The sequence below is a fragment of the Ruminococcus sp. Marseille-P6503 genome, assembly GCF_900604945.1.
In the GTDB taxonomy this organism is placed as follows: Bacteria; Bacillota; Clostridia; order Oscillospirales; family Ruminococcaceae; genus FB2012.
Genome location: NZ_UWPB01000002.1, coordinates 212,432 through 238,781 on the forward strand (window position 1 = coordinate 212,432; position 26,350 = coordinate 238,781).

The following is a 26,350-nucleotide window of genomic DNA, read 5'->3' on the forward strand; positions in this document are numbered from 1 at the left end:
TTTCTCCCTCTGACTTATTCCAGCGAAAGCGTGACCGTCACGTCGCCGCCGCCTAAAAGCTCCTTAAGCTCCTCCTGCGATATATCTCTGATTTTTCCCAGACGGGTGAAATCCCACGAATTAGTATCATAATAAATCACAAACTGATTTCCCTGATACAAAATCAAATCGCCTGCCTCGGTAGTAATCTGCTCGTCGTTTCTGGGCAGCTCGGCTCCAAGCCCGCCCACCTTTTCAAAATTGCTGTAATCGCTCATATCAATAGTCAGCGGATCATCCTTCAGCAGCTCCTTTAACGCCTCCGCGCTTGAATTGTCCGCAAGGTCGGCGGTCAGCTTTCTGCCGTTTACGGTAATATACATAACGCTTTCCTCCCGCTTTTCAGTATTCAGCTCAAGACTTTCGAGCCACTCTGCAACCTCAGAGCTGTCCCCGAGTCTCCTGCCCTCAAGCCACTCTGAATCGGGACATATCTCTTTAAGGCTGCTTTCGCTCTGTCCGATACCGCTGCCGCCTGACGTGCAGAAGTCAATCATGGTTTTGCCTGAAAAATCGTAGCTTTCAAGGAAAGTGTCAATAATTTTCGGCTCTTTTCCCCACCATATCGGATGTCCGATAAACACAACGTCATAATCCTCAATATTCTCCACAGCATTTGAAATCGCGGGACGGGCATTATCGTCATTCTGTTCGCGGTTAGCGCGGCAGCTGTCGTTGCCGTAGTCCAGATCCTCATCGGAATAGGGCTCGGCAGGAACGATTTCAAACAAATCGCCGCCCGACGTCTCTGCAATTTCCTCCGCTACTGTACGGGTAGTTCCCGTGGCTGAAAAATACGCAACAAGTATTTTCGTTTCGTCAGAACCCGTTTCCGATTCAGAATCAGCGCCGGTTTCTGCTGAATCCGCTTCATTTCCCGTCTTTGATCCGACTGAGGACTGTTCCGCGGCTTTTGACGTAAAATCGGAAACCGAGCTGCTTTCAGTTTGATTGCCGCAGCCGAACAGATAAAACGGTAAAATCAAAGTCATACAGACCGCCAAAAACCTTTTCATTAAACCTCACTCCCGTTATATTGATTTTCCAAGCTCGTAGGCTTCTTTCATGTGCTCTGAATTCGCAGTCATGGAAGGCGTTCCGCAGCCTGTGCCAAGGATCATACCACAGTCCTCGAAATTCATATAACGGCACAGCTTCCTGTAATGCTCCGCCGTATAAGGCATAACATCGGCATTTGAATCCCAAGCCGCCGTAATCAGCGCCGTTTTCAGTCCCTTGGCGGAAAGCTTCCCGTTGTAGCTGTAAAAGCGGTCAATCACCATTTTCAGCTGAGCGGACATTCCGAAGTAGTAGATAGGCGTCACAAAAACAGCCATATCCGCAGAAAGCACCGCGTCGCGAATAACCGTATTGTCGTCCTTATGAATACACTCTCCGTCCATTCCGCAATGTCCGCAGCCAAAGCAAGGGTGCATATTCATATGAGCCGCGTCAAGAATTTCAACCGTATGTCCTTTTTCCTCCGCGCCTTTGCGAAACTGTTCCGCAAGCATATTGGACGAGCCTTTTTTGTGCGGACTTCCTAAGATCATAACTATTTTCATTAAAATCCCTCCGACCATTTCTTCAGTTCCGATTCGCTTGCGTCAGCGCCGAAACGCTTTCCCTCGGCAAGCCTTGCTCCTTTACAGGATACAGCAAGCTCCGCGTTTGTCCTGCCCATTCCGCTGCCGCCTGACGTTGCAAAGGGAACAACGGTTTTTCCGGCTAGATCATACTGCTCCAGAAAAGTGTTTATTATCGTAGGAGCAACATACCACCATATCGGAAAACCTACATAAATTACATCGTATTGCTCCATATTTTCAACCGTACCTGCAACGGCGGGACGAAATGATTTGTCTGCCATTTCAACGCTTGACCGGCTGTTCCTGTTCGTCCAGTCAAGGTCCTCCCTGGTATAAGGCTGCTCCGGCCTGATCTCAAAAATATCCGCGCCGGCTGCCTTTGCCAGTCTTTCCGCCAGCTTTGCAGTAACTCCGCCTGCGCTGAAAAACGCTACTAATCTCTTACTCATAATTACAACCTCCGTTGATTAATCTTCAACAACAAACGCGTTCAAAAGCATTTCTCCGACTCCCTCCGCATCGGGATCATGTGAGCTCTTTCCAGTGTCAAGAGCGTAAAGCTCCTCCATTTCTTCCTCTGTAAGTTCAAAATCGAACACGTCCGCATTAGTCCTGATTCTTTCGGGATTTGCAGACTTGGGCAAGGCGATCACACCCTCCTGAACCTCGAAACGAATACAGATCTGTCCTGCATTCTTGCCGTATTTTTCAGCAAGCCTTGCGATTACAGGATTGTTCAGAAGCTCAGCGTTTCCGTGCCCCATAGGATACCAGGCCTCCGCTTTGACGTCGTATTCCGCCATAAGTCTGCGGATCTCCTTCTGCTGTGTGAAAGGATTGAATTCAATCTGATTGACCGACGGCTTTGTCGCAAACTGCGGAACAAAGCTGTTCCAGATCTTAGGCGTCATATTGCTTACGCCGATCGAACGGATCCTGCCCTCCGCCTTAGCCTCCTCCATAGCTTTCCAGGCGCCGGGGACGTCCCCGTAGGGCTGATGAATAAGGTAAAGGTCTATATAGTCAAGACCCAGCTTTTTCAGAGAACTCTCTATACCGACTTTCCCGCGCTCATAGCCGTAATGGGAAAGCCACAGCTTGCTTGTCACAAAAATTTCTTCGCGAGGTATACCGCTGTCCCTTACAGCCTTTCCGACCTCCTCCTCGTTGAAATAAGCGGCAGCCGTATCAATGTGACGGTAACCGGCGTCAAGAGCCTCTCTCACCGCCTTATAGGCGCTGCCGTCATTTGGGATCATATACACGCCGAACCCTATCGCGGGAATTTCCACTCCGTCGTTCAGCTTGATCATTTCCATAAACATTCTCCTTTCAGATAATTATTGATAACAATCCTGAGCCCGGTTTCACAGAAGTTTTTCATAGCGCGGATCAGATCCTCTCCGCCTCCGGTAATGCACCAGCCCGCTACCGCTCCGTAATAGCAGTTCATTATCAGCTGCGCAAGCTTCCCCACCGGAGCGTCCTCTTTCAGCTCGCCCGATTCAACGCCGCCTTCAAGTATTTTGGTGATATGACACAAATCAAAGCTATACTTATATTCGCCGCAGCTTTCACCTTTCAGGGGAGCGACCGCGCTCTTGATCCAGTTCTGAGCAATCTGCAAGGTGTTTTGGTCAATCAGCTTTACCGACTGCATAAGATAACTGCAAAGCCTGTCGTAAACGCCCTCGTCGGAGCTGAGTATCTCCTCTCCGATAACAGCGTATTCCTCCAGTGCAATGACGCAAATCACGTCCTCCTTGCGCTTGAAATAGGTATAGAAGCTGCCTTTCGCAACTCCCGCCGCAGTTGTGATATCCTCGATATTTATGCTGTCGGCGCTTTTTTCCCGCAGCAGTTTTTTCACCGCCGCAATAATTTTACTGCGTGTTTCAACGGCAGCCTCCTGCCTTTTTCCCATTTCTATCACCTCTGTTGCTTTTATTGTACTACAGTCATTGAATAAAGTCAATGACCGATTTCAAATTAAATTATTTTTTATAGAAAAGCACAATTTTCCGCTATGTAATTTGTATATTATAACAAAAAAGCTGTCAGAATAAAAATTATCATTTGATTAAAATTAATTTTGAATAAAATACCTCTGTACAAATGCAAACAAATGTGCTATAATAAATACAGAACACACGTTTGTAACAGGAGGCGATATTTTGAACGAAAGAATCATTCTTCATTCAGACCTTAATAATTTCTATGCTTCCGTCGAATGTCTTTATCATCCCGAATACCGCGGAAAACCTCTTGCCGTTCTCGGCGACCCCGAAGCCCGTCACGGAATAGTTCTTGCCAAAAACTATGAAGCCAAAAACCGCGACGTCAGGACAGGCGATCCCAAGTGGATGGCGGAGCAGAAATGTCCCGGCATAGTTTTTGTTCCTCCTCATTATGATCTTTATATGAAGCATTCAAGGCTTGTCCGCGAGATATATTCAGAATATACCGATCAGGTAGAGCCTTACGGTCTTGACGAATGCTGGCTTGACGTTACAGGCAGCACAAGGCTTTTCGGTTCGGGAAAGGAAATTGCGGACAAGATACGAAAACGAGTAAAATCAGAGCTTGGCGTTTCGGTTTCTGTGGGCGTTTCCTTCAATAAAATCTTTGCCAAGCTCGGCTCAGACCTGAAAAAGCCGGACGCTACTACCGTTATTGAAAGCGATCGCTTTAAGGAGGTAGTCTGGCCTTTGCCTGTGAAAGAGCTTCTTTATGTAGGCAGGGCGACCCATAACAAGCTTAAACGCAGGGGAATATTTACTATCGGCGACCTTGCAAACTCCAACCCTGAAAGCCTTAAATTCTGGCTGGGCAAAATGGGGATCGTTCTGTGGCAGTTTGCAAACGGACTGGACACCTCTCCGGTTTCCAATATCGGAGCTAAATCGCTTATCAAGACTGTTGGCAACAGCACGACCGCTCCCAGAGATCTGATCTCCGACGAAGATATAAGGATCACACTGACAGTTTTATGCGAAAGCGTATCTGCAAGGCTCAGGGAATACGGATTTATCTGCCGCACCGTTCAGCTCGGAATAAGAGACAACGAGCTTGAATGGACAGAGCGGCAGGGAAAGCTTGAGATACCCAACAGAACGGCTAAGTCTATTTTTGAGCTTGCCTTCGCTCTTTTCAAAAAGCACGCCAACGGAAAGCCTGTCCGCAGTCTTAGCGTCAGGGCGTGCGATCTGGAGCCTGTAGACTTTATGCAGCTGTCCCTGCTGCCGGAAGCGAGAAGGCTTGAAAAGCAGGAGGAATTAGAATCGGCTGTGGACGGGCTGAGAAACAGGTTCGGACACTTCTCGGTGCAAAGGGGAATAATGCTGACCGACAGAAAGCTGTCAGAGCTTGACCCTAAGGGCGAGCATATTATTCATCCGATGAGTTATTTTAACTAAGTATACAGCAAAGCGTTTCGGGAAAACTAAATGTGAAATTAATTTTGTTAGGAGTTTGATTATGAACCGCGATGAACTGATCCAACAGGTAAAAGAAAAATATGCAGGCATAGCCTCTGCTGAAAGTCAGCAGCATTTTCACCAAACAACGACTGAAATTACAGCGGAAGCCTATTATGAGAAGCTGCTTCAGTGCGTGATAAACGAGATTTCAAGAGGAACCTTTGATAATGTCCGCTCTGCCGACGAGGTTATAAATAAGGTTGCCGCCGATAAATCCGTGTTATCGCAGTGGAAGTGACCGCATAAATAAGAAGCAGGAGCGTGCAAGGCGCTCCTGCTTCTTATTTATCATTACCGCATTTATGACGGTTTCCCGACTGCTTTTTATTGTTTCTGCCCTCTCCGTCAGGAGCGCTTTCAGCCATTGTATGACCGCCCTTAGCCTTGCGACTTCTGACTTCCTTCGGGTCAAGCTGCGAATCCTTTGCCATTAAAACACCTCCCTGTTTTATTTTAATATTGGCGATTTATCGTTCGCCGGCGATACATTCCTCCGGCGCGTTACCCCCGCGTTTTTTCTCAAATACAGACTGAAGCACATCGCCGTTTTATTTAGTATATCCATTCGGCAAAAAGTAATACTAATTACGGTGATGATATGGCAAGAAAGGTTTATGTTGAGGTAACGGCAAAGTTTGATACAGAGGGAAACATAACTCCGCTTTCCGTAACATGGGAGGACGGTACGGTTTATGAGATAGACAGAATCCTTGACAAACGCAGAGCCGCCAGTCTTAAAGCGGGAGGTATCGGAATGAGGTATACCTGCCGCATTTCAAGTCGACAGTCCTATTTGTATTATGAGGATCCGAGATGGTTTGTTGAGGGGAAAAGATAATTTGAATAAATTTAAGGATACAGCGATAGTAAGGTACTGTATCCTTATTTTTTCTATTATTCATTAACAGATTCGGAACCGTTTACTCTCAGCGCGGAACAGCAATGATGAAAAAATCCCCGCTTGAATAATTGCTGCTTGTATTTGAAAATTATTATGCAGTGATTTTTTCTTTCGGCGCTGCCGTCTCGGAGCGGCTCTATGCCGAGTGTATCCTCAAAGCCACATAACTGCCGCGGACAGCGTCAAGTAAAAACAAACCTGATTTAAATGTCCGTATTTTGCCAAGGCTCTTACATATAAGGGTTGTATTATCTATAAATATATGATATAATCCATTCTAAAATATATCGGCTAAGGAGATCGCTATGAAAACTGAAGATACAAAAGCCAAAATCGTTGATTCGGCAATAGCTCTCGGAGTAACCGTCATATGCACAGCTATCGCATTGCTTACTCCGATAAAAACAACCTCTATGAAAGTTATCGGTTCGTATGTTTCCGTCGCTGTTATCAGTCTTGCAGCGTGGAAATTTCCAAGGCGCTTCTATATCCTTGCAATGATATTTCACTTTTTTTCGGCTTCGCTCGGCTCGGTAATAAATTTATACAGATACGTCAGTTTTTACGACAAGCTTGTGCATTACCTGAGCGGTATCCTTCTCGCGGAGGCAGGAATGATCATAATTAATTACGTTTTTGAAAAACGCCTTCTGATCCATGACAACGCCGTTAAGCTTATGTTCTCATTTTTCTTTTCGGCGGCCTGCGCCGGCTTCTGGGAAATATATGAGTTTACTGCCGACAGGATTTTAAACGCGGCTATGCAGGGAGGAAATTCAAATACTATGGGAGATATAATATCCGGCGTTCTGGGCGCGCTGACCTACAGCGTGATGATGTATCGGGCTTATCGGAGAAAAAGAAATAACGGAACGTAAGCGTATGTCAGCAGTGCTGTTCCCGTATTGACAGTGAACGGTCTTTAAAAAAGGAACCAGCGGTAATTGATAAAGCTGAACAGAAAAAAAACGAAAGACTCGTTTGCCGGCAAAAAACGGACGCCTGTTTTGCCGAATTCACACAGTATACAGAGAAAAATCAGCCGGACCTTGACGGTATCATTTCAGATTCAACGCGTATCGCCTGTTATGCTTTCCAGATCATAGTGTATTCCATTTCTCCCGTAATCTCATCAGGCTGCTCTGACAGTACCGAAAAACCTTCCCTGAAATAAAACGCGGCCGCCCTCTTGTTTTTCTGATATACGCTTAACGAGAGCGTACCGTATATCTGCTTTGCATACTCTAAAAGCTGACTGCCTATTCCGCAGGAACGGTATTCTCTATCTACAAATAACCCCGCTATATATCCGTCAGTAATACCTATAAACCCCTGTATTACCCCGGCTGTTTCACAGACGTAAACCTCCGCCTGCAGAAGCTGCTCCTGGACCGCGTCAAAATTATCCAGCCAATACTTTTCGGAAACAAAAGGGTGCGCTTCACGATTACCGTTCAGCCATATCTTCATGACCTGCTCGGTATCTGATCTCTGAAATTCTCTGATCATCGTTCTTTCTCCTTTGCATTGTCCCTGCTTACTGGGGATAAACAGCTTTTTTATCAGCAAAATCTCCGGCTCGCACCGAACCGGAGATTTTTCATAACAACTTAAAATCTGCCAAACAGCCTATTCGTCTATAATTTTCATTACCGCAAGCCTGCTGAGTATCCTCCCGAGATACTCCTTCATCATGAAGTCGTATTCTTCCGCTCCTACCGCTCCGCCTATGCCAAGCAGCTCGTAAATCACGCTTGCTTCCCTTAGCTTCTGACCAAGCTCCTCAAAACCGTTTCTTTGGTAAAACTGCTTGCGCCTGACCCGTTCGCCGTAATTTTCCGCGTCAGGATCCAGCTGCTCGATGGCAAGGAACAGCTTACGCCCCTTATATTCAGCCTTCGCCGCTTTCAGAGCCTCGCTTCCGTATCCCCTGCCTCTTTCCGATTCGGAAACGGCGAAATAAAAAACATAGGACAAGTCCGCGTAGTTTACCACATACATCAGACCGACCCACTTGTCGCCGTCGTACAGCCCCCAGAAGTCAACGCGCTCCTTCTTTGCCTTTGCAGACAAAAGGAAAAACGGCGCCCTCTCCTCCGCCGGAAAAGCTTTTTTATAAAGCTTCTTTATCTTACGGTAATCGGACGTTTTTTTGTCCGCTTTTTTCAATTCAACGCTCATTTTTTTATCTCCTGCCCATTATATAAGCCGCCGGTAAAAGTTTCAGGCACAGCCGGCGGCGATATATCAAAACCTCTCCTGATAATCAGGCTGTCCGCTGCTGTTTCGGAAGCTGACAGCCTGTAAACCTTTCTGCCGCTCAGCAGACTAAGGCTTTAAAATTTTATCAAGCTCCTCCTTCGCGCGGTGAGGATGCTCCTGACGGCGGGTTTCCAGCATTTTCGAATTTGAAACGCCTTCCGTCGCTTCGGGAACAAAGCAGGTCTTTATCGTCATAAGTATCAGCTTGAGATCGAGCAGCATGGACTGCTGTTCGATATACATAAGATCGAGCTTAAGCTTATCATACGGCGTTGTATTGTATTTTCCCATTACCTGCGCGTAGCCTGTAAGTCCTGCCTTTACTTTAAGTCTGTAACGAAATTCCGGCATTGTTTCCTCGTATTTTTCCGCAAGCTCCGGACGCTCCGGACGAGGTCCTACAAACGACATATCTCCCTTGAGGATATTGAAAAGCTGCGGCAGCTCGTCAAAGCGTATTTTTCTTATTATCTTTCCGACAGGGGTGATACGGTCGTCCTGCTTTCCCGCAAGTCTTGCTACTCCGTCCTTTTCAGCGTCTACGATCATGCTGCGGAATTTGTATACCTTGAACACCTTTCCTTTTATAGTAAGCCTTTCTTGTGAATAAAGCACCGGACCCCGGTCGTAAAGCTTGATCGCAAGAGCCGTTATCAGCATAAAAGGCGACGCTATTACAAAAGCGATAACCGCCAGCAGCAGGTCTATAAAACGTTTTGCAAAAGCCTGCTCAAATGTAAGACCGTCGTTTCTGCTAAGCAGCAGCGGCGTATCAAAAAGATGAAATTCCTCTGCTCCTCTGATGATTATATCTGAAAGCTTGGGATTTATGTAAGTTCTTATCGACCGTTCAAGCGTGAATTTCAAAAGCTTGTTTCTCAGCTCGCTGGGCACGTCCGAAATAATGACCGCCTCGTATTTCAATATCTGTTCCTTTATCACTTCAATGTCCTCGTCGCAGCTTACCGACGAACAGATCAGATATTTATCCTGACGGTTGCTCATTTTCTGAACAAGGTCCCTGGCGTTTGCATTTCCGTAAACTATGATCATTTTTCTCGGCGGATATAGCTTTGTAAACAGCTTGTTGAAGCAAAAGCTCCACACAAAGGCAAAAACCAGTTCAGCCGCCGTAAGCATCAGCATAGGCACAATCTCCAGACGGCCGCGTCCGATAAGGCTTATCTGAACATAGGTTATAACGTTTGTTACCATAATACCGAGGATCTGCGAACCGAATAATGCTCCGGTCTTCAGATATGATACCTTAAATCCGCTTACGCTTCTTGTCACAAGCACATACACCAAAGCGTATATCAGAATCAACAGTATATTTCCTCTTCTCCAGAAGGGGTCGAGCATTTTGCTGTTGTAATACTCATACCAAACATGAGCGAACGCTTTTGAAAATGCCGCCACAATAACCAAGCCGGAAAGAAAAATCAGTATTCTTTTAAACTGCTCTTTGTTTTTCACTGTCGTTTCGCTCTCCTTTCGTTTCAGCCGTAAAATATCCATTGTCAGCGGATATTTTTTATACTATCTTTGTCGATATACAGTATAACATAGATTTGCCGGAGAATCAAGTGCCGTTTGTTAATTACAATTAATTAACAACTAAAACAGTATATTGTATCCATGCACAAAAAATTTAACAAATAATAGCATATATTTATAACAATATTTTCAAGTTCAATATGTTGAGTGTACCATTATAAACAGTCTCAAAATGCAGCAAAAAACAATTGACAAAATTATGAACATATGATATACTTATTAATTAAGTATAGATATCTTTCAGCCCAAACAAAAGGGGGGATATATATCAGAACCGTAAGAAAAAAATACCGGCTTCCGCCGTACAGCGTTCTTATGACGGTATATGATAAGGAGCTTCCCGCAAATCTCAACGAGAGTCTGGAAAGTATGCTGATGCAGACCTATCCGCCTGACGAGCTTGTGCTTGTTTGCGACGGAAAGCTGACCTGCGAGCTTAATATTATCGCTAAATCCTTTGAGAGCGAATTCAAGGATATAATAAAGATCATAAGGATAGATGAAAACGTAGGCGCGGGAATGGCTAATAACGCCGGGATCAAAGCCTGCCGCTGTCCTATAATAGTAAAAATGGACTCGGACGATATTTCACTGCCCGACCGCTGCGCCAAGCAGATAATTCTGCTTGCGACGCACCCCGAGCTGGATATAGTCGGAACCTTTATCGAAGAATTCAACGGCGAAACGGGAGAAACGGTCAGCATAAAGAAAATGCCCGTAAAACAGGAGCAGATATTAAAATACGCCAGACGCCGCAATCCTTTCAACCGTCAGACTGTCGCTTTCCGAAAGTCAGCAGCCGAAAGTATCGGCGGTTATTCGGATATAAGATCCTGCGAGGACTATGAATTTATCGTCAGACTGCTTCAGAGCGGAGCCGTAGGACAGAATATACCCGAGCCTTTGGTAAGATACAGGATATCCGATGAGAATTTTAAAAAACGCGGAAGCTGGAAATATACAAAGGATTTTATAAAAGTCAGACGAATTATTCATAAAGCCGGATTTTCATCGTTTACGGATATGTTAATACCGTGCGCGATACAGCTGGGGCTGTTTATTATGCCTTCAGGATTTACCAGATTCGCGTATAAAAAAATACTGAGAAAATAGCCGTAAAACGGAATTTTTTAATAATCAGCGGAGGCGTTCAATATGGGGTTGTTTTACAGATTTAAAAAAAGAGAGCAGAAAGCAAATAATGAGGTTGAAAATAATGCCGTAAAAAACAGTAATACCGCCGTAAGCTATGCAAAAAGCTTTAAAAAACATTTCAACTATTCAAAGAAAAGCATAAACGATTTGGAAGAAATACTGGATTATTATTCAAACGATATTTCCAAAAGCAATCCAACGGAAAATCAAATATGGAGTATGGCAGTTATTTTCGGCTCATATTTAGGAGAGGTAATGTTGAAAAACGGACTTGCTGAAAAAGGTTATAAATGGGCAAAAGACGGCTCTTCAAACATACCTTTATTAGCCGATGAAAACGGCAGCTTTATTACACCGAACGATAAGGTGTATAAAAGATTGGTAAACGGCAAAGAAGACAGTATAATATCATTTTATGACGTTATGATGGACTGTAATAAGTAATTGACGGCTCACAATTTTACTCAATCGTTTAAGCTGAAATCGAAAACGTTTCCAGTTTTGAACTGATTGTAAAACCCGATAAAAGCTATTGACAATGTTGTAAAGTGAGTATAAAATGTATCTCAGCAGCAGGTCGGAACAGCTGCAAATATCAATACAGTTAAACTATAAGGAGAAAGCGTAAAATGTATCCATATGCAAAAAGAGCTGTGTCTTTTATCACGGCAATGGCGCTTACCGCGGTAATGGCGGGCTGTTCAAAGGACGATTCGTCCGGCGCTGAATCGAAGGGCGAAACGACAACTACAAGAAAAGTAATCACAACCGCTCCCGTAGTGGAAACTCTGGGAGATCTTGATTTGTCAGACGTCCAGAACGAGAACGACGCTCCCGCGGACTTTAAATATGAAGCGGAAGCGGAAACAGGCGAGCTTTCGGGCAGCGCGTCGGTTCTCAACCAGAATTTTGTCGGCGATTACAGCGGCGACGGCTTTGTTTCCATTGCCGCCGAAGGCGACTGCGTTGAGTTTGAGATTGAATTTGAAGGCGGCGGAAGCTATGATATAACTATCATATCCGCGTCTGATAAAGAAAGCGTTTCCAATCTTATTACCGTAGACGGCGCGTCGCTTACTTCATTTAAAACAAATACGGATCAGTTCGGAGAAAATGTGGCTGCAAACGTCCTTATTCCCGAAGGAACGCATAAGATCGGCTTCAAGGCGTCCGACGGTTTGTGCTATATCGACAGGTTTGTTATTACTCCCGCGCAGGATCTTGATCTTTCACAGTACGAGGTAAGCAATACGCTCTGCAACCCCAACGCTACTGAGGAAACAAGGCGTCTTTACAACTTCCTGACTGACGTTTACGGAAAATATACTATTTCCGGACAGTATTCCTCGGACAATCAGGGCGCGGACAGCCGTGAATTCAAGGAAATATTAAAGAACACAGGCAAAACCCCCGCTATTCTCGGACTTGACCTGATGGAATCCTCTCCCAGCCGCGTAGCAAACGGTTCAGGCGGCGGAAATATGGTTCCGCTTCAGGCTATAGACTGGTGGAACAACAAGGGCGGAATAGTATCAATGTGCTGGCACTGGAACGCTCCCGAGCCGTATCTGAATTATAACGGCGGAGCCTGGTGGCAGGGCTTCTATTCAGAGTACACCAACTTCAATCTTGCCGCCGCGCTTGACGGCTCGGACCCAGACGGCTACGATTATCTGATCAGGGACATCGACGCTATTGCGGAAATACTGATGGAGCTTGACGACAACCACGTTCCTATCCTGTGGAGACCTCTGCACGAGGGCGGCGGAGATCCCAAGTGGAAAAACCCCTGGTTCTGGTGGGGTTCCTCCGGAGCAGACGCTTACATAGAGCTGTGGAAGCTTATGTATGACAGGCTTACAAACGTTCATAACATCAACAATCTTATCTGGGTGTGGAACGGACAGGATCCCACATACTATCCCGGCGACGAATATGTTGATATAATCGGCTACGACCTTTATCCCGATCCTCAGGACAGCTCTTCTCAAAAGGATACCTACGATCTTATGAAAACAGTTACCGATACCAATAAGATCATCGCAATGACCGAAAACGGTTCGCTGTTCGATCCGGACGCCGCCTTTAACGACGGTTCGCGCTGGGCATGGTTCTCAACCTGGAACGGAGAGTTTACCCTGAAGGATATGCAGCTTTCAGGCGAATACACCTCTCTGGAGCTCTGGGATAAGATTTACAACAGCGAAAGAGTCCTTACGCTTGACGAGCTGCCGGATCTGAAAAATTATCCGTTGGATACTGAAAAGTTCCTTGCGGAAAACGGCGGTCAGTAACCGTTAAAAACAGAATGCTTGTAAAACAGATACCCCCTCCGCCTACGGCGGAGGGGGTATCATTTATGCTTTAAATTCGATACGGCTCATCAGCTGTCAATAGCCGCAAAAGCCTGTCTGAGGTCGTCAATAATATCGTCTATATTTTCAAGGCCTACTGAAAATCTGATAAGTCCTCCGTCTATTCCCGCCGCGGCAAGCTGCTCGTCTGTAAGCTGACGGTGAGTAGCCGAAGCAGGATGAAGCACGCAGGTACGGATATCTGCAACATGAACCTCGTTTGAAGCAAGCTTCAGGCTGTCCATAAACCTGACGGCAGCGCCGCGTCCTCCTTTGATAGAGAAGGAAATTACGCCGCTTGCGCCCTTGGGAAGATACTTCTGAGCAAGGCTGTAATACTTATCTCCCTCGAGTCCGGGATAGGAAACCGATTCCGCCATTCCTGTAGACTGAATAAACTTCGCCGCCTTTACAGCGTTTTCGCAGTAGCGGTCCATTCTTACGGCAAGCGTTTCAATTCCCAGATTAAGCAGGAACGACGAGTTCGCCGCAGGATAGCAGCCCAGATCTCTCATCAGCTGCATTCTCGCCTTTACGATGTACGGAGCGAAAGGATATTTTTCGGTATAGACGATGCCGTGATAGCTTTCGTCCGGCTCGGTCATGCAGGGGAATTTTCCGTTGCTCCAGTCAAATTTTCCGCTGTCTACTATAACTCCTCCGACCTGAACGGCGTGACCGTCAAGGTATTTTGAAGTGGAATGCATTACTATGTCCGCTCCCCATTCTAATGGGCGGCAGAGGTAAGGGGTAGCAAAGGTGTTGTCTATGATCAGCGGCACTCCGTTTGCATGAGCGACCTTTGCCCACTTTTCTATATCCAGTACGGTAAGAGCGGGATTGGCTATTGTTTCTCCGAACATAGCCTTTGTATTGGGCTTGAACGCAGCCATAAGCTCTTCCTCTGAAGCGTCAACGTCTACAAAAATGCACTCTATTCCCATTTTCGCCAGAGTTACGGCAAAAAGATTTACTGTTCCTCCGTAAATTGAGGAAGAAGCCACAAAGCTGTCGCCCGCCTGACAGATATTAAGTATTGAGCAGAGGGTGGCAGCCTGTCCCGAAGAGGTGCACATTGCCGCGGCGCCGCCCTCAAGCGCGGCTATTTTCTTTTCAACCGCGTCGGTCGTCGGGTTTTCAAACCTTGAGTAGATCAGGCTTTTGGTAGGGTCGTCAAATACCGCGGCAACATCGTCGGTGGAATCGTAAACATATGTAGTGCTCTGCACTATAGGCACCACCCTCGGCTCACCGTTTTTCGGCGTATAGCCCTCATGGAGCAGCTGTGTTTCAATTTTCATTTCTATCATGTCCTTTCGTTATTCAACTATGAACGAGGGGCAAAGCCCCTTAGGGCTTCAGTCTGAGATTGAATCCCCGACTGAAGAACGCAGATGACCGCCGCCTAATAGGCGGGTACATCCGTTCATGTTATAAGCTTATAAACGCTGTCAGGAGTTATTCTTTCTCCGTCGGCAAAAACTACCCAGTCGGTTATCTCGTCAAAGCGGCATTCTCTTATATCTCCGGGCTTCATAGCCTTGACATAATACGGCTCCTGAGTAAGCTCAGCCGTAAATCTTCCTGCCTTGGCATCAATATCCTTAATATCGAACCAGATATGCTCTTTCATATCTCCGTCCTTATATTCCTCGTCAACCTCTAGGCCTACCTTGACGATAACCGCGAAATCATTGAAATTCTCCCTGCTTTCAAAAAGCTTCGTCATATATTCAAGCCTTTCAGTTGCCAGCCGGCACATTCGCTCGGTTTCCTGAGTCGTTATCATAAGGATCGGGTTTTCTCTCAGCTGACTGTTATATATACCGATAGGTGAAAGCCTGCGGCTTCGGCTGTCGGCTTCGCTTGTGTAAAGATATACCGCGCCGGTATTTTCATTGTGATCCTCTGTTCTGTCCTTCGCGCCGCCGAGAATATCCTTAGGATACATAGCGACAGCCCGTTCCCAGCTTATCCAGGTCGCCACTATCTCGGTATCTTCCGACAGACGCATGATATAGATCGGCTCATACTCGTCAATAAACTCACCCTTCGAAACAATGCTTGAAGCCAGAGTATTTATAACGCACGCCTGATCGTTATAATACTCCTTATCGGAATGGAGTATCTCAAGCTCTATCCCTCCGCAGCGGTTGAGTCCGTGGGTGTGCATCCATACGTCGTCTGAATCGCCGCTTACCGCATGAACAACGTACAGGTATTCCGGCGACGGAGGAATCTCAGACTGAGCCGCAAGCCTTGCCCATCTGCCGGAAAGTATTCTTTCGCCGCTGACATCCACTATTCCCGCGGGATTTCCTATCATTGCGCACAGAAGCTTTATCTGCAAGTGAAACGACTCGCAGTTATCTCCGGAAAATACCATATAGCTTTCAAGACCAAGCTTTGCCGTTTCCATCGCCCGTATTTCCTCATCGGTAAAGTCGTGTCCTATCCTGAAAAGCTCCGGCAGACTGAAATCTGTGATATACGCTCCGAATTTAAATTCCGCTCCCTTATATTCAAGCGCCAGCTCAAAGCCTCCGTTATCGGTAAGCTTTTTTGAGATGACCTTTATAAAAGTCAGCGCAAGCAATTTATCCATAAGCGGCGATATATCATCGGGAAGCTTCCCGTCCTTGGGTATAAGCATAATATACGACGGCTCTTTGGCTATCGTTCCCGATTTTAGCGGTATTTCCTGCTTACCGCTTTTCTTGAATCTGTCAAATAAACTCATTGCATTTTTCTCCCCCTGTCATTTTTGTTCAAACAAAGCGCCGGCAGCGTCATACGTTGATCTCAGCCACATCGTCCGAAACGCCGTTGGCCTCCACTACAGGCTTGACGCAGTTTTCAATAAACTCCTCCACCTGCTGCGGACATCTGCCGATAAAATTCTCCGGCTTCATGATCGCGTCCATTTCTTCCTTAGTTATCATAAACATCGGATCTGCAAGGATAAGCTCGCACAGATTGTTATCAAGCCCCTCCTGCTTAACCCGTTTTCCCGCCTGCATGGAATACTCGCGGATACGCTCGTGCAGCTCCTGACGGTTTCCGCCTTTCTTTACCGCGTCCATCATGATATTTTCCGTAGCCATAAACGGAAGCTCCGCCATTACCCTGCGTGTGATCATCTTGTCGTAGACCACCAGACCGTTTTCCGAATCGGTAACGTTAAGCATGATATTGAGAATAGCGTCAACTCCGAGGAACGCCTCAGCAACCGAAATTCTCTTGTTGGCGGAATCGTCAAGGGTTCTCTCAAACCACTGTGTTCCCGCGGTGAAGGCAGGATTAAGCACATCGCACATAACGTATCTTGCCAGAGAGGTTATTCTTTCGTCGCGCATAGGATTTCTCTTGTATGCCATCGCCGACGAGCCTATCTGATTTTTTTCAAACGGCTCCTCTATCTCCTTGAAGGACTGAAGGATACGGATATCGTTGGAAAACTTGCTTGCGGACTGAGCTATGCCCGCAAGAACCGAGCATACCTGATAATCCATTTTCCTGGAATAGGTCTGTCCCGAAACGGGAACCGATTCTTTGAAGCCCATTTCATCGGCAATCATCTGCTCCAGCTTTTTCACCTTTTCGCTGTCGCCCTCGAAAAGCTCCATAAATGAAGCCTGAGTTCCGGTCGTTCCCTTTGAGCCTAAAAGCTTAAGCCTTGAAAGCCTGAAATCCAGATCCTCAAGATCCATAAGCAGCTCGTTGCACCAGAGCGTCGCCCTTTTTCCCACCGTCGTAAGCTGCGCCGGCTGAAGATGAGTATAAGCAAGGCAGGGAAGCGATTTATATTTATCCGCAAATACGGCAAGCTGATCGATCACCTTTACAAGCTTTCTTTTTATTACCAGAAGAGCGTCCCGCATGATTATCACATCCGTATTGTCGCCTACATAGCAGGACGTCGCTCCCAGATGGATAATTCCCGCCGCCTTGGGGCAAACCTGTCCATAAGCGTAAACATGGGACATAACGTCGTGGCGCACAAGCTTTTCCCTTTCGGCGGCAACGGCGTAATCTATATTTTCAACGTTGGCTTCAAGCTCGTCCACCTGCTCCTGCGTTACGGGCAGTCCAAGCTTCATTTCAGCTCTTGCCAAAGCGACCCAGAGCTTTCTCCAGGTTGTGAATTTCTTGTCCGCAGAAAAGATATACTGCATTTCCTTGCTGGCGTATCTGGTGCAGAAAGGACTTTCATAGCTGTTTGTCATAAACGATCAACCTCTTTCACGAAATATATATTTAATTATAACATATACCCGTCGGGATTGCAACGGCTAATCGTCAAATCTCTGGGTAAAATAGAAATATGCAATATGCAGATTCAAGGCCGTATATTCATCAGATTTATGATAAAACGGTGAAAAACCGGGCGTTTTTTATTTATAATTATAAAATTCGTATGAAAATATGTAAGATTTTCGTCATATTTGCGTGTTGTATTTTAAGATATTTTAGTATATAATTATAAGGAAATACTGTGTAATCGAATTGTAATCTTTATTAAACTCTGAGTAATAATTATTTGCAGTGGAATTTTAACTCTGGCAGCCGTTTCATAAGCGGAAAAATCCGCCCGCGGAGCCGGCTTTTTACCGGCTGTCAGTAAAATACCGGAAATGAGGCTTGTTATGTCAGAAAACAACAGAACGTCCAATAACGATATAAATTCCGAAAATAAAACCGCTTCCGACGGGGAGCTTGAAGAGCTTATTTCAACAGTAATGGCTATCAAGAAAAAACAACGCCGTAACGATCTGAATCAGACCCGTAAAAATACCGGCGCGGGCAAACCGAACGACAGCCTGAAAAAAGCGGCCGCCTGCTCCGCTCCCATAAACGAATCCAGGGCTCACAGCAGTTCCTCAGTTTCATCCGAACATTCTTTGGCAAAGAAAAAAAAGCCTGACGCAGACAGAAAAAAAAGAAGCTCAAGGAAAGGCTTCAGAAGCTGGTCTGCAAAGAAAAAAACCGGAGTTATACTGGGCTTTGTTTTCCTTCTGCTGTGTATTCTGGCTCTGATAGTCTGGGGCGTTTTTGAGGGCTATGTTTCCCTGCTTAACAGGGACAACGGAGGAATAAATACCGATAAGCCCGTTTACAGCGATGTGGACCCGACGAAAGCGGACACCATAGACGAGCAGACGGAGGAGGAAAATCTTAAAAGCCAGCTTGAAAAAAGCGCTTCGGCGCTTATGAGCGACAGCGATGTGTATAACATCCTGCTCATAGGCGAGGATATAAGGGATACAGAGCAGAAAAGCCGCGGAAATACCGACGTAATGATGCTTATTTCCATAAATTCAAAGCTTGAAACTATCACTATGACCTCGTTCATGAGGGACATTTACCTTTACCTTCCCGACGCGGGATATTCCAACCGTCTTAACGCCGCCTATCACCACGGCGGAGCGCAAAGCCTTGAAAATACTCTGGAACAGTATTTCGGAGTCACCATCGACAGGTATGTGGTAGTTAATTTCTATTCCTTCATTGACATAGTAGATACCGTAGGAGGGCTTAATCTTACTGTTTCGGACGCCGAAGCGATAGGAATGCAGGAGCCGATGGCGGAGCAGAATAAATACCTTAATAACGAAAAGGGTACGGATTACCTTTACGAGGGCGGAGAAGATCTGCTGCTCAACGGAAACCAGTCGCTGGCATACGCCCGCTTAAGATATGTCGGAAACGCCGATTTTGAGCGTACCGAACGTCAGCGCAAGGTAATTGCCGAAATGATAAACAAATCCAAGAAGCTCAGCCTTGTAAAGCTTGACAAGCTGCTTAACAGCGTTCTTCCCGACGTTACCACAGACCTTGAGTCCGGCGAAATAGCGTCCCTGCTGCTGAACGCGTTCGACTATATGAATTACGATATACAGGAGCTGAGGATTCCCGCAGACGGCACCTTTACCAACGAATATATAAACGGAATGTCTGTGCTGAGCATAGATTTTGACTCCAATATGCAGCTGCTCCAGCAAACGGTTTACGGAGATTCCGCGGTCGCCGCCTCTGCCGATCCTGACGAAGATGAAAACGGCTACGACCAGTACGGAAACAACAACGGAAGCGAAAACGGCTATTATGACGCCTATGGCAACTGGGTAAGCCAGAACAGCGGCTATTACGACGAATACGGAAACTGGATAAGCTATTAAAGCGTATTCAAATATCAATAACGGGACGAATGCTTCGGCGTTCGTCCCGTTGTATTTGCGTTTATCACTCACTCCGATTATCAGCTTTAAACCATACGCCTGATATTTATTTTATCAAGCGCAGCGCCAAGAAGTATATAAACCGCTGTGCTTAAAGCAACCTGCAGACAATAAAACGGAGTCTGCCCGAAAGCGGCGGCTATGGCGGCAAAGGATATATTCTGCGCCATAACGATTCCCTCGTAAAGGCTGTAGCCTGCAACGCACAGTATAAGCGACGGTATTACCGCGAGGATATTTCTTGCGCATATAATTTTATCGGTTTTCGCGGAAAAAAACAGGGCGGTGACCGCCTTTATCACGATCGTTGCCGGCATCCAGATCACAAATCCGGATAATCCGTCCGCCAGCGCTCCTCCGATCGCAGAAGCGGCAACGGCATAAGGCGCCGGAAGAATACTCGCCGCGAGATAGATTATCCCGTCCCCCGGATGAGTATAGCCCAGACCTGTAGGGATATGAACAAAGGCCGTCACAATATAAATGATCGCCGCTAGCAGGCCCGTTAAAGTAATAAGCCGAAGCTTTCCCTGAGATTTAATGTTGGATGTCATATGCAAGACCTCTTTCCGCAGATTTTATTTTGATTGCAATATCATGATAACGCCGGCAGACGGGATTTGCAAATCCGTTGAAATTTAAAGCCGAAGCCGGACATTTGTGCATTTTTATCGGCGCGTTAATAATAAAAGCCGCTTGCAATGTGCACAATAACAATATAAATACTTCCTGAAAAACCTGATACGGACTGCCGAAGCCAAATTGCACAAACAAATCATATTATTCTGCTCTGAATTGTGCAAAGAGTAGAAAATTGTTTCAGTCTGCCTCAAAACCACTCTGAACAGTATCTTTAAAAGTAAATTGCCCATGCATTTTTTGCAGGATTTAATTCGTATATATTCATATTCCACGTATTTTGCGCGTTTTTATGCAATCCCCAAGAAATTTACTGCATTTTTATGTAAGTTTTCCTGCAAAACAGCGTTAAAAATTTAACAAATCTGCTGTTGACAAAAAAAATGTTATAGGGTATAATGGTATCTATGGGAATTTTGATTTTTTTTAATCAGCTTCCGTTTAAGCGAGTATTTATTTTGAAAGGAGTTAAAAATTATGGCAAGTCTAACTAAAAACCCTAACGTTAACGCTTGGGTTGATGAAATGATTGCTCTTACAAAGCCTGACAACGTAGTATGGATAGACGGCTCTGACGAGCAGCTTCAGGCTCTCCGCGAAGAGGCTGTTTCCACAGGTGAAATGCTTGTGATGAATCAGGACGAATATCCGGGATGTCTGTATCATAGAACGCTTCCTAACGATGTCGCACGTGTTGAGGACAGAACCTTTATCTGCTCCAGGAACAAGGACGACGCAGGTCCGACAAACAACTGGTGCGATCCTAAGGAAATGTACGCTAAGCTTACTCCTATGTATGACGGCGTTATGAAGGGCAGAACAATGTATGTAATCCCCTATTCAATGGGTCCTATCGGTTCGCCTCTTGCAAAGGTAGGCGTTGAGCTTACCGACTCGATCTATGTTGTACTTAACATGGATATCATGACAAGAATGGGAGCCAAGGCCTTTGAGAACCTCGGAGATACCTCTGACGATTTCGTAAGAGGACTTCATTCAAAGGCTCAGGTTGATCCTGAAAACAGATATATCGTTCACTTCCCAGAGGACAACACTATCTGGTCCATCAACTCCGCTTACGGCGGAAACGTTCTGCTCGGCAAAAAGTGCTTCGCTCTCAGAATCGCTTCATTCCAGGGCAAGAACGAGGGCTGGATGGCTGAGCATATGCTTATCCTCGGCGTTGAAAAGCCTGACGGCGAGGTTAAGTACATTACAGCCGCTTTCCCGTCCGCCTGCGGAAAGACGAATCTTGCAATGCTTATTCCTCCCGTATGCTATACTGAGCAGGGCTATAAGGTTTGGACTGTAGGCGACGACATCGCATGGCTCAAGCAGGGCGAGGACGGCAGGCTTTACGCTATCAACCCAGAGAACGGCTTCTTCGGAGTTGCTCCGGGAACAAACGCCAAGTCCAACTACAACGCGCTTGCTTCAACTAAAAAGAATACGATCTTTACAAACGTCGCTCTCAACAACGACAATATGACTCCATGGTGGGAGGGTCTTGACAAGAATCCTCCTGTAAACGCTACAGAGTGGAAGGGCGAAAAGGTAAACGGACCCGAGTATGCTGCTGCCGGCAACAAGCTTGCTCATCCTAACTCAAGATTTACCGCTCCCGCTGAGAACTGCCCCTGCATCTCCTCTGAATTCAATAATCCGCAGGGTGTTCCGATCTCCGCTATCATCTTCGGCGGCAGACGCGCCAAGACTACTCCGCTGGTATATCAGGCATTCGACTGGAACCACGGAACCTATATGGGCTCGGCGGTTTCCTCTGAAACTACAGCGGCAGCTACAGGCGCGGTAGGCGTTCTCCGTCATGACCCGATGGCCATGAAGCCTTTCATCGGCTACAACGTAGGCGACTACTGGGCTCACTGGATCGAGATGGGAGAAAAGCTGGGCGACAAGGCTCCTAAGATCTTCAACGTAAACTGGTTCAAGAAGGACGACGAGGGCAACTTCATGTGGCCCGGCTTCGGCGACAACATGAGAGTTCTCGACTGGATCATCAAGAGATGCGAGGGAACTGTCGACGCTGTTGAAACGGCTATCGGCTATGTTCCTAAGGCTGAGGATATCAATGTAACAGGTATTGAGGATGAGATCACTCCTGAAAGAATGCAGGAGCTGCTTGCGGTTGATAAGGACCTTTGGGTTGAAGAAATCGCGGAGATGAGAAGATACTACAATGACGATATTGCCGCTAAGGGCGGCAGAATCCCTGATGTTCTCTACAAAGAGCTTGACGAGCTTGAGGCAAGACTTAATAAGTAGTAATATCGGTCAATAAGCTTACAAACAAGGGCGAACCTTTTCGGGTTCGCCCTTGCTGCTGTATAAAAAGTCCTCCTTTTAAACGCTCTTAAAAGGAGGACTCAATTTTTTCAGTTGTTTTTATTTAAGCAATCCGCCGCGTTCAGCCTTCGTTATTATCGCTGTTTCTGACCTGCTTTTCAAACTTTTCGGTACGGTTTTTAAGCTTTCTCGCCGCATAGCCCTCTTTTATCTCCGCCTTTGTACGCTCAATCGCCAAAGCGTCTGCCGGAACGTCGCGGGTAATGGTTGAGCCTGCCGCCGTATACGCCCCCCTGCCTATTCTGACAGGAGCCACAAGATTTGTGTTGCAGCCTATGAACGCGTTATCCTCAATAACCGTGCGGAATTTCTTATCCCCGTTATAATTTACCGTAACGACGCCGCAGCCGAAATTAACGTTTGCTCCTACGTCAGAATCTCCGATATATGTAAGATGAGCCACCGCCGTATATTCTCCTATGGTAGAATTTTTTATTTCCACGAAATCGCCTATCTTGGCGCCTTTCTTTATATGTGAATTAGGTCTGAGCTGGACATAGGGTCCGATCTTTACATCGTCCTCTATGACCGATTCATACGCCTGAACGTTATTGAGCTCGACTCCGTTTCCGACCTGCGTATTTTCGATAATACAGTTGTTTCCTATAACGCAGTTTTCCCCTATGGAGGTATTTCCTCTGAGTATTACTCCCGAGTGGATAACCGTGCCCTGCCCTATCTTAACGCTGTTTCCTATAGAAACTCCGTCCGTACAGCAGAATTCAATGCCCTCGTCCAGCCATTTTCCGATGATCTCGCTGCGGGCTATATCGTTTAGCATAAGCAGTCCTCTTCGGTCGTTTGCTCCCAGCGCAACGTTGGGATTGCCGGAAATGTAAGCGTCGGCAGTCTTGCCCTTTGATATGATAAGCTCTATGCAGTCGGTAAGATAATATTCTCCCTGCGCGTTTTCCGGCTTTATCTCAAACAAAACCTCAAGCAGATCAGCAGTCTTGAACCAATAGCAGCCGCTGTTCACTTCGGTTATTGCAAGCTGCATAGGATTGCAGTCCTTATGCTCTACGATGCCGCTTATGCCGTTTTCGTTCCTTATTATCCTGCCGTAGCCCGACGGATCCTCAACTCTTGAAGTAACGACGGTAACGCCGCAATCCCTGCTTTTATGAAGCTCCAGAGCGCCGTTGATAGTATCCGCGTCTATAAACGGGGCGTCTCCGCACAGAACCAGCGTATTTCCGTCGCTGTTAGCTTCAAGAAACTCCTTTGCCTGCATGACCGCGTGACCTGTTCCCAGTCTTTCAGCCTGCATGACAGAGGTTATCTCAGCCTTTGAAGCCCGCGCGGCAAGAAACTCGTCTATCTGAGCGCTTTCATAGCCTTTTACTACGCATATTTCGTCCAGTCCGGCGTTTTCGCAGGCAGTAAGAACCCATTCAAGCATCGGCTCCCCGATGACGTTGCAAAGCGCCTTGGGCTTGTTGGTTTTCATTCTCTTACCCTGACCTCCCGCCAGGATAACGGCGTTGTTTGACATAAAAAAATCAGTCCTTCCGCAGATTTCTCCGCTTTATATCACAGTTATATATTATAGTATATTTATCCTTCCCCGTCAAGTATGACGCTGAACGAAAAAAGAGAATTTAAAGTATAAAATTTATGTAAATTTTGTTGACAGGCTGTAATGCAAGTGATATAATAAAATTAGTACATATTTCTGAATAAAAAGTCGGATGACGTCAAGCAAGTCAGCCGGCTGACGAAAAAATGTGTATGTTGTTTGAATATTTATTATATGAGGTGATTGAATATGAAAAAGAAAAAATGTCTTTCCGCCTTGCTTGCAGCCGTTATGGTAACAGCAGTAATGCCGACAGCCGTATTTGCTGCGGAAAACTCCGGCTCTGACGCTGTTGACAGCGCTTCCGCTCCGGAATACAGGGCTGAAAAAAACGAATTCTTTGCAAACGGAACGCCTATTACTATAACCGAAGCGGCAACCGATGGAAAAACCGCAACCATTACATGGGACGGCGGCTCACAGGAAATTGATTCGAACGATACCGTATACGGAGGTTCTGATACCACAGCTTCCAATATCCATCTTGCCAGCACCTCCGTCACTATGAACGGCGGCACAGTTCATTATATTGTCGGCGGTAACAAGACAACGAATGAAAAGAACTGCGATTACAGTATTATCGATCTGGTTACGCTGGATATTAACGGCGGAAGCATCAACGAATTGTACGGAATTGATAACCGGAATTCCGCTTTCGGAGCAGACGTACGCAAGGAGCAGAACGGAAAATCCTATAAGAATTATAAGATAACCGACCTTCAGGTCACCATTGACGGCGCACAGATCAATTCCTTCCGCGGCGTTACTTCCTATGCATATGCTGAAAACGTAAATGTAACTCTCGGACAGGACAGCACTGCACAGCTGGGCGAAGTGATCTGGGGAACCAACGGCGTTATCAGCAATGCCGATTTCACCATGTACAGCGGAACGACCACACTGGCAGGTTCGATCCTGCGCTGCACGATTCTTAACAAGATGACTTACAACATCTTAGGCGGAGAAGTCGGCGAAATTTATGCGGGCTCCTATTACCCCTATGAGGAAACTCCGGCAGGCAGCAATAACTGGGACGGCTGGAGCTTCGGATATGTGGACTACGGCTTTGCCAACAGCATTGAAATAAACATTGCTAAGGATGTCGTATATAAGGATATTATCTCCGGCTTCCAGTACCGTTCAGATGACATTCAGGTATTTAAAGATAAGTATTCCGCCAATGTATGGTGCATTGAGGATCTGGTTGAAAATGCTCCGATAGCGCTGAATTTGGCGTCCTCTCCGAGCCAGAAGGGAGATTTTTCCGTTATTGACTCCGACGCCGATTATGTTACTACAAACTGGGTGGCTGTTATAGAAGAGCCTGAGCTTCCTCCTGTTATTGACCCTGAAACGCCGGTTGAAAATGTAACGGCAGGCTTAGATTCAGAAGCTTCAGCGATTCTGTCCTCGGAAACTGAAAAGCTCGTTTCCGCCGTATTGGACGGACAGTCTACCGACGCAATAACTGCCGAAGTTCAGCAGGCTCTGGCAGAAGCGGTAAAAGAGGGTAAGGCAATTTCAGTCAAGGTAGAAGCAACTGTTATAGCTGACGACAGCAGCGTGCCTGATACGGACAAGTCCGGAATCGAATCGTTTGTTGAGGCAATGACCGGAAACACAGTTATTGCGCAGTATCTGGACCTTAAGGTGCTTTTGCTGGCGGGTAACGAAGCAATAGGAGAAATCACTCAGCTTTCCGAGCCGATCACCTTTGTTCTGGCTATTCCCGATGAATTGAAAGCAGACGGCCGCGTATTTACCGTTATCCGTGTTCATGACGGACAGCAGGAAGCGCTGGAAACCGTAATGAACGACGACGGAACCATTTCCTTCTCTACAGACCTTTTCTCTACCTATGCATTAGTTTATACGGACGCAGCTGACACTGATGACGACTCGTCTTCTGAAGCTGAAAACGAAAATTCATCAGCTCATGACGAAAGCGAAGCTTCGTCTGCTCCAGAGGAAAGCGATACTTCGTATGATTCCGGCGATGAATCCTCTGCTGACCAAAGTAAGGCTTCATCCGCTGCTTCCGGCGACAGTGCAAAAGATACGGATCTTCCTAATACCGGAGCTGAAAGCGGCATGGGCTTATGGCTCTCTCTGCTGCTTGCAGGCACAGCAGGAACTGTAGTCTTTGTCAAGAAACGCAGAACATAATAAATAGCAGCTTATTCTTACGATTGC

At 46.3% G+C, this 26,350-nt stretch carries 24 protein-coding genes; 10 read left to right on the plus strand and 14 right to left on the minus strand.

Going from position 1 to position 26,350, the window contains the following annotated elements; all coding sequences use genetic code 11:
- Nucleotides 1-14: 14 nt before the first annotated feature.
- From EIH25_RS12600 to EIH25_RS07095, 5 genes are read right to left on the minus strand one after another with little or no spacing between them, the layout of a single operon-like run.
- Nucleotides 15-1,055, minus strand: a complete 1,041-nt coding sequence (locus EIH25_RS12600; RefSeq protein WP_124100100.1) for a flavodoxin — start codon at nt 1,053-1,055, stop codon at nt 15-17.
- A 15-nt stretch (nt 1,056-1,070) separates the two neighbouring features.
- Nucleotides 1,071-1,604, minus strand: coding sequence for a flavodoxin family protein (locus tag EIH25_RS07080; RefSeq protein WP_124100102.1), 534 nt, complete (start codon nt 1,602-1,604; stop codon nt 1,071-1,073).
- Nucleotides 1,604-2,077, minus strand: coding sequence for a flavodoxin (locus EIH25_RS07085; RefSeq protein WP_124100104.1), 474 nt, complete (start codon nt 2,075-2,077; stop codon nt 1,604-1,606). The genes EIH25_RS07080 and EIH25_RS07085 overlap by 1 nt, the downstream gene beginning before the upstream one ends.
- A gap of 18 nt (nt 2,078-2,095) precedes the next feature.
- On the minus strand, nt 2,096-2,947 hold the full coding sequence (locus EIH25_RS07090) for an aldo/keto reductase (protein WP_124100106.1): 852 nt from the start codon (nt 2,945-2,947) through the stop codon (nt 2,096-2,098).
- Nucleotides 2,938-3,552, minus strand: coding sequence for a TetR/AcrR family transcriptional regulator (locus EIH25_RS07095; protein WP_124100108.1), 615 nt, complete (start codon nt 3,550-3,552; stop codon nt 2,938-2,940). Before EIH25_RS07095 ends, EIH25_RS07090 begins: the two co-directional genes overlap by 10 nt.
- 250 nt (nt 3,553-3,802) lie before the next feature.
- On the opposite strand from EIH25_RS07095, the gene dinB reads away from it, so the two are divergent.
- Complete coding sequence (gene dinB / locus EIH25_RS07100) at nt 3,803-5,044, plus strand: DNA polymerase IV (RefSeq protein WP_124100110.1); 1,242 nt, start codon at nt 3,803-3,805, stop codon at nt 5,042-5,044.
- A gap of 61 nt (nt 5,045-5,105) precedes the next feature.
- Nucleotides 5,106-5,345, plus strand: a complete 240-nt coding sequence (locus EIH25_RS07105) for a hypothetical protein (RefSeq protein WP_124100112.1) — start codon at nt 5,106-5,108, stop codon at nt 5,343-5,345.
- A 43-nt stretch (nt 5,346-5,388) separates the two neighbouring features.
- Here EIH25_RS07105 and EIH25_RS12430 read toward each other — a convergent pair whose 3' ends face one another.
- Nucleotides 5,389-5,538: a hypothetical protein gene (locus EIH25_RS12430; RefSeq protein ID WP_164489188.1), complete on the minus strand. Its 150-nt coding sequence runs from the start codon at nt 5,536-5,538 to the stop codon at nt 5,389-5,391.
- Nucleotides 5,539-5,705: 167 nt separating this feature from the next.
- Between EIH25_RS12430 and EIH25_RS07110 the strand changes: the two genes are divergently transcribed.
- Nucleotides 5,706-5,945 carry a hypothetical protein gene (locus EIH25_RS07110; protein WP_124100114.1) on the plus strand — a complete coding sequence of 80 codons (240 nt, stop codon included), beginning with the start codon at nt 5,706-5,708 and terminating at the stop codon, nt 5,943-5,945.
- A 368-nt stretch (nt 5,946-6,313) separates the two neighbouring features.
- Nucleotides 6,314-6,886, plus strand: a complete 573-nt coding sequence (locus tag EIH25_RS07115; protein WP_124100116.1) for a hypothetical protein — start codon at nt 6,314-6,316, stop codon at nt 6,884-6,886.
- A 208-nt stretch (nt 6,887-7,094) separates the two neighbouring features.
- Here the strand turns inward: EIH25_RS07115 and EIH25_RS07120 are convergent, their stop codons facing one another.
- From EIH25_RS07120 to EIH25_RS07130, 3 genes are all read right to left on the minus strand, one after another.
- Nucleotides 7,095-7,517, minus strand: coding sequence for a GNAT family N-acetyltransferase (locus EIH25_RS07120; RefSeq protein ID WP_124100118.1), 423 nt, complete (start codon nt 7,515-7,517; stop codon nt 7,095-7,097).
- 120 nt (nt 7,518-7,637) lie between these two features.
- Nucleotides 7,638-8,189 carry a GNAT family N-acetyltransferase gene (locus EIH25_RS07125; RefSeq protein WP_124100120.1) on the minus strand — a complete coding sequence of 184 codons (552 nt, stop codon included), beginning with the start codon at nt 8,187-8,189 and terminating at the stop codon, nt 7,638-7,640.
- A gap of 147 nt (nt 8,190-8,336) precedes the next feature.
- Nucleotides 8,337-9,746, minus strand: coding sequence for a sugar transferase (locus EIH25_RS07130; protein WP_124100122.1), 1,410 nt, complete (start codon nt 9,744-9,746; stop codon nt 8,337-8,339).
- Nucleotides 9,747-10,094: 348 nt separating this feature from the next.
- Here EIH25_RS07130 and EIH25_RS07135 point away from each other — a divergent pair, with 348 nt between their 5' ends.
- The 3 genes from EIH25_RS07135 to EIH25_RS07145 all read left to right on the plus strand — a co-directional run bounded on the left by EIH25_RS07135 (nt 10,095) and on the right by EIH25_RS07145 (nt 13,276).
- Nucleotides 10,095-10,940, plus strand: coding sequence for a glycosyltransferase (locus EIH25_RS07135; protein ID WP_279254442.1), 846 nt, complete (start codon nt 10,095-10,097; stop codon nt 10,938-10,940).
- Nucleotides 10,941-10,982: 42 nt separating this feature from the next.
- Entirely contained in the window at nt 10,983-11,426 is a 444-nt protein-coding gene (locus EIH25_RS07140; protein ID WP_124100126.1) for a hypothetical protein, read from the plus strand.
- 185 nt (nt 11,427-11,611) lie between these two features.
- Entirely contained in the window at nt 11,612-13,276 is a 1,665-nt protein-coding gene (locus tag EIH25_RS07145; RefSeq protein WP_124100128.1) for a glycosyl hydrolase, read from the plus strand.
- A gap of 89 nt (nt 13,277-13,365) precedes the next feature.
- On the opposite strand, the gene EIH25_RS07150 is transcribed toward EIH25_RS07145, so the two are convergent.
- The 3 genes from EIH25_RS07150 to purB all read right to left on the minus strand — a co-directional run bounded on the left by EIH25_RS07150 (nt 13,366) and on the right by purB (nt 17,562).
- Entirely contained in the window at nt 13,366-14,637 is a 1,272-nt protein-coding gene (locus tag EIH25_RS07150) for an aminotransferase class I/II-fold pyridoxal phosphate-dependent enzyme (protein ID WP_124100130.1), read from the minus strand.
- 125 nt (nt 14,638-14,762) lie between these two features.
- Complete coding sequence (locus EIH25_RS07155) at nt 14,763-16,076, minus strand: DUF4026 domain-containing protein (protein ID WP_124100132.1); 1,314 nt, start codon at nt 16,074-16,076, stop codon at nt 14,763-14,765.
- 49 nt (nt 16,077-16,125) lie between these two features.
- A complete protein-coding gene (gene purB, locus EIH25_RS07160) occupies nt 16,126-17,562 on the minus strand; it encodes an adenylosuccinate lyase (RefSeq protein ID WP_124100134.1) in 1,437 nt (478 codons plus the stop codon).
- A 420-nt stretch (nt 17,563-17,982) separates the two neighbouring features.
- Between purB and EIH25_RS07165 the strand changes: the two genes are divergently transcribed.
- Nucleotides 17,983-19,515, plus strand: a complete 1,533-nt coding sequence (locus EIH25_RS07165) for an LCP family protein (protein WP_164489189.1) — start codon at nt 17,983-17,985, stop codon at nt 19,513-19,515.
- A gap of 86 nt (nt 19,516-19,601) precedes the next feature.
- Here EIH25_RS07165 and EIH25_RS07170 read toward each other — a convergent pair whose 3' ends face one another.
- Nucleotides 19,602-20,129: a TIGR04002 family protein gene (locus tag EIH25_RS07170; RefSeq protein ID WP_124100137.1), complete on the minus strand. Its 528-nt coding sequence runs from the start codon at nt 20,127-20,129 to the stop codon at nt 19,602-19,604.
- 562 nt (nt 20,130-20,691) lie between these two features.
- On the opposite strand from EIH25_RS07170, the gene EIH25_RS07175 reads away from it, so the two are divergent.
- A complete protein-coding gene (locus EIH25_RS07175; RefSeq protein ID WP_124100139.1) occupies nt 20,692-22,497 on the plus strand; it encodes a phosphoenolpyruvate carboxykinase (GTP) in 1,806 nt (601 codons plus the stop codon).
- A 142-nt stretch (nt 22,498-22,639) separates the two neighbouring features.
- On the opposite strand, the gene glmU is transcribed toward EIH25_RS07175, so the two are convergent.
- On the minus strand, nt 22,640-24,073 hold the full coding sequence (glmU, locus tag EIH25_RS07180; RefSeq protein ID WP_124100141.1) for a bifunctional UDP-N-acetylglucosamine diphosphorylase/glucosamine-1-phosphate N-acetyltransferase GlmU: 1,434 nt from the start codon (nt 24,071-24,073) through the stop codon (nt 22,640-22,642).
- Nucleotides 24,074-24,346: 273 nt separating this feature from the next.
- Here glmU and EIH25_RS07185 point away from each other — a divergent pair, with 273 nt between their 5' ends.
- A complete protein-coding gene (locus tag EIH25_RS07185; RefSeq protein ID WP_124100143.1) occupies nt 24,347-26,323 on the plus strand; it encodes an LPXTG cell wall anchor domain-containing protein in 1,977 nt (658 codons plus the stop codon).
- The last annotated feature ends 27 nt before the right edge of the window (nt 26,324-26,350 follow it).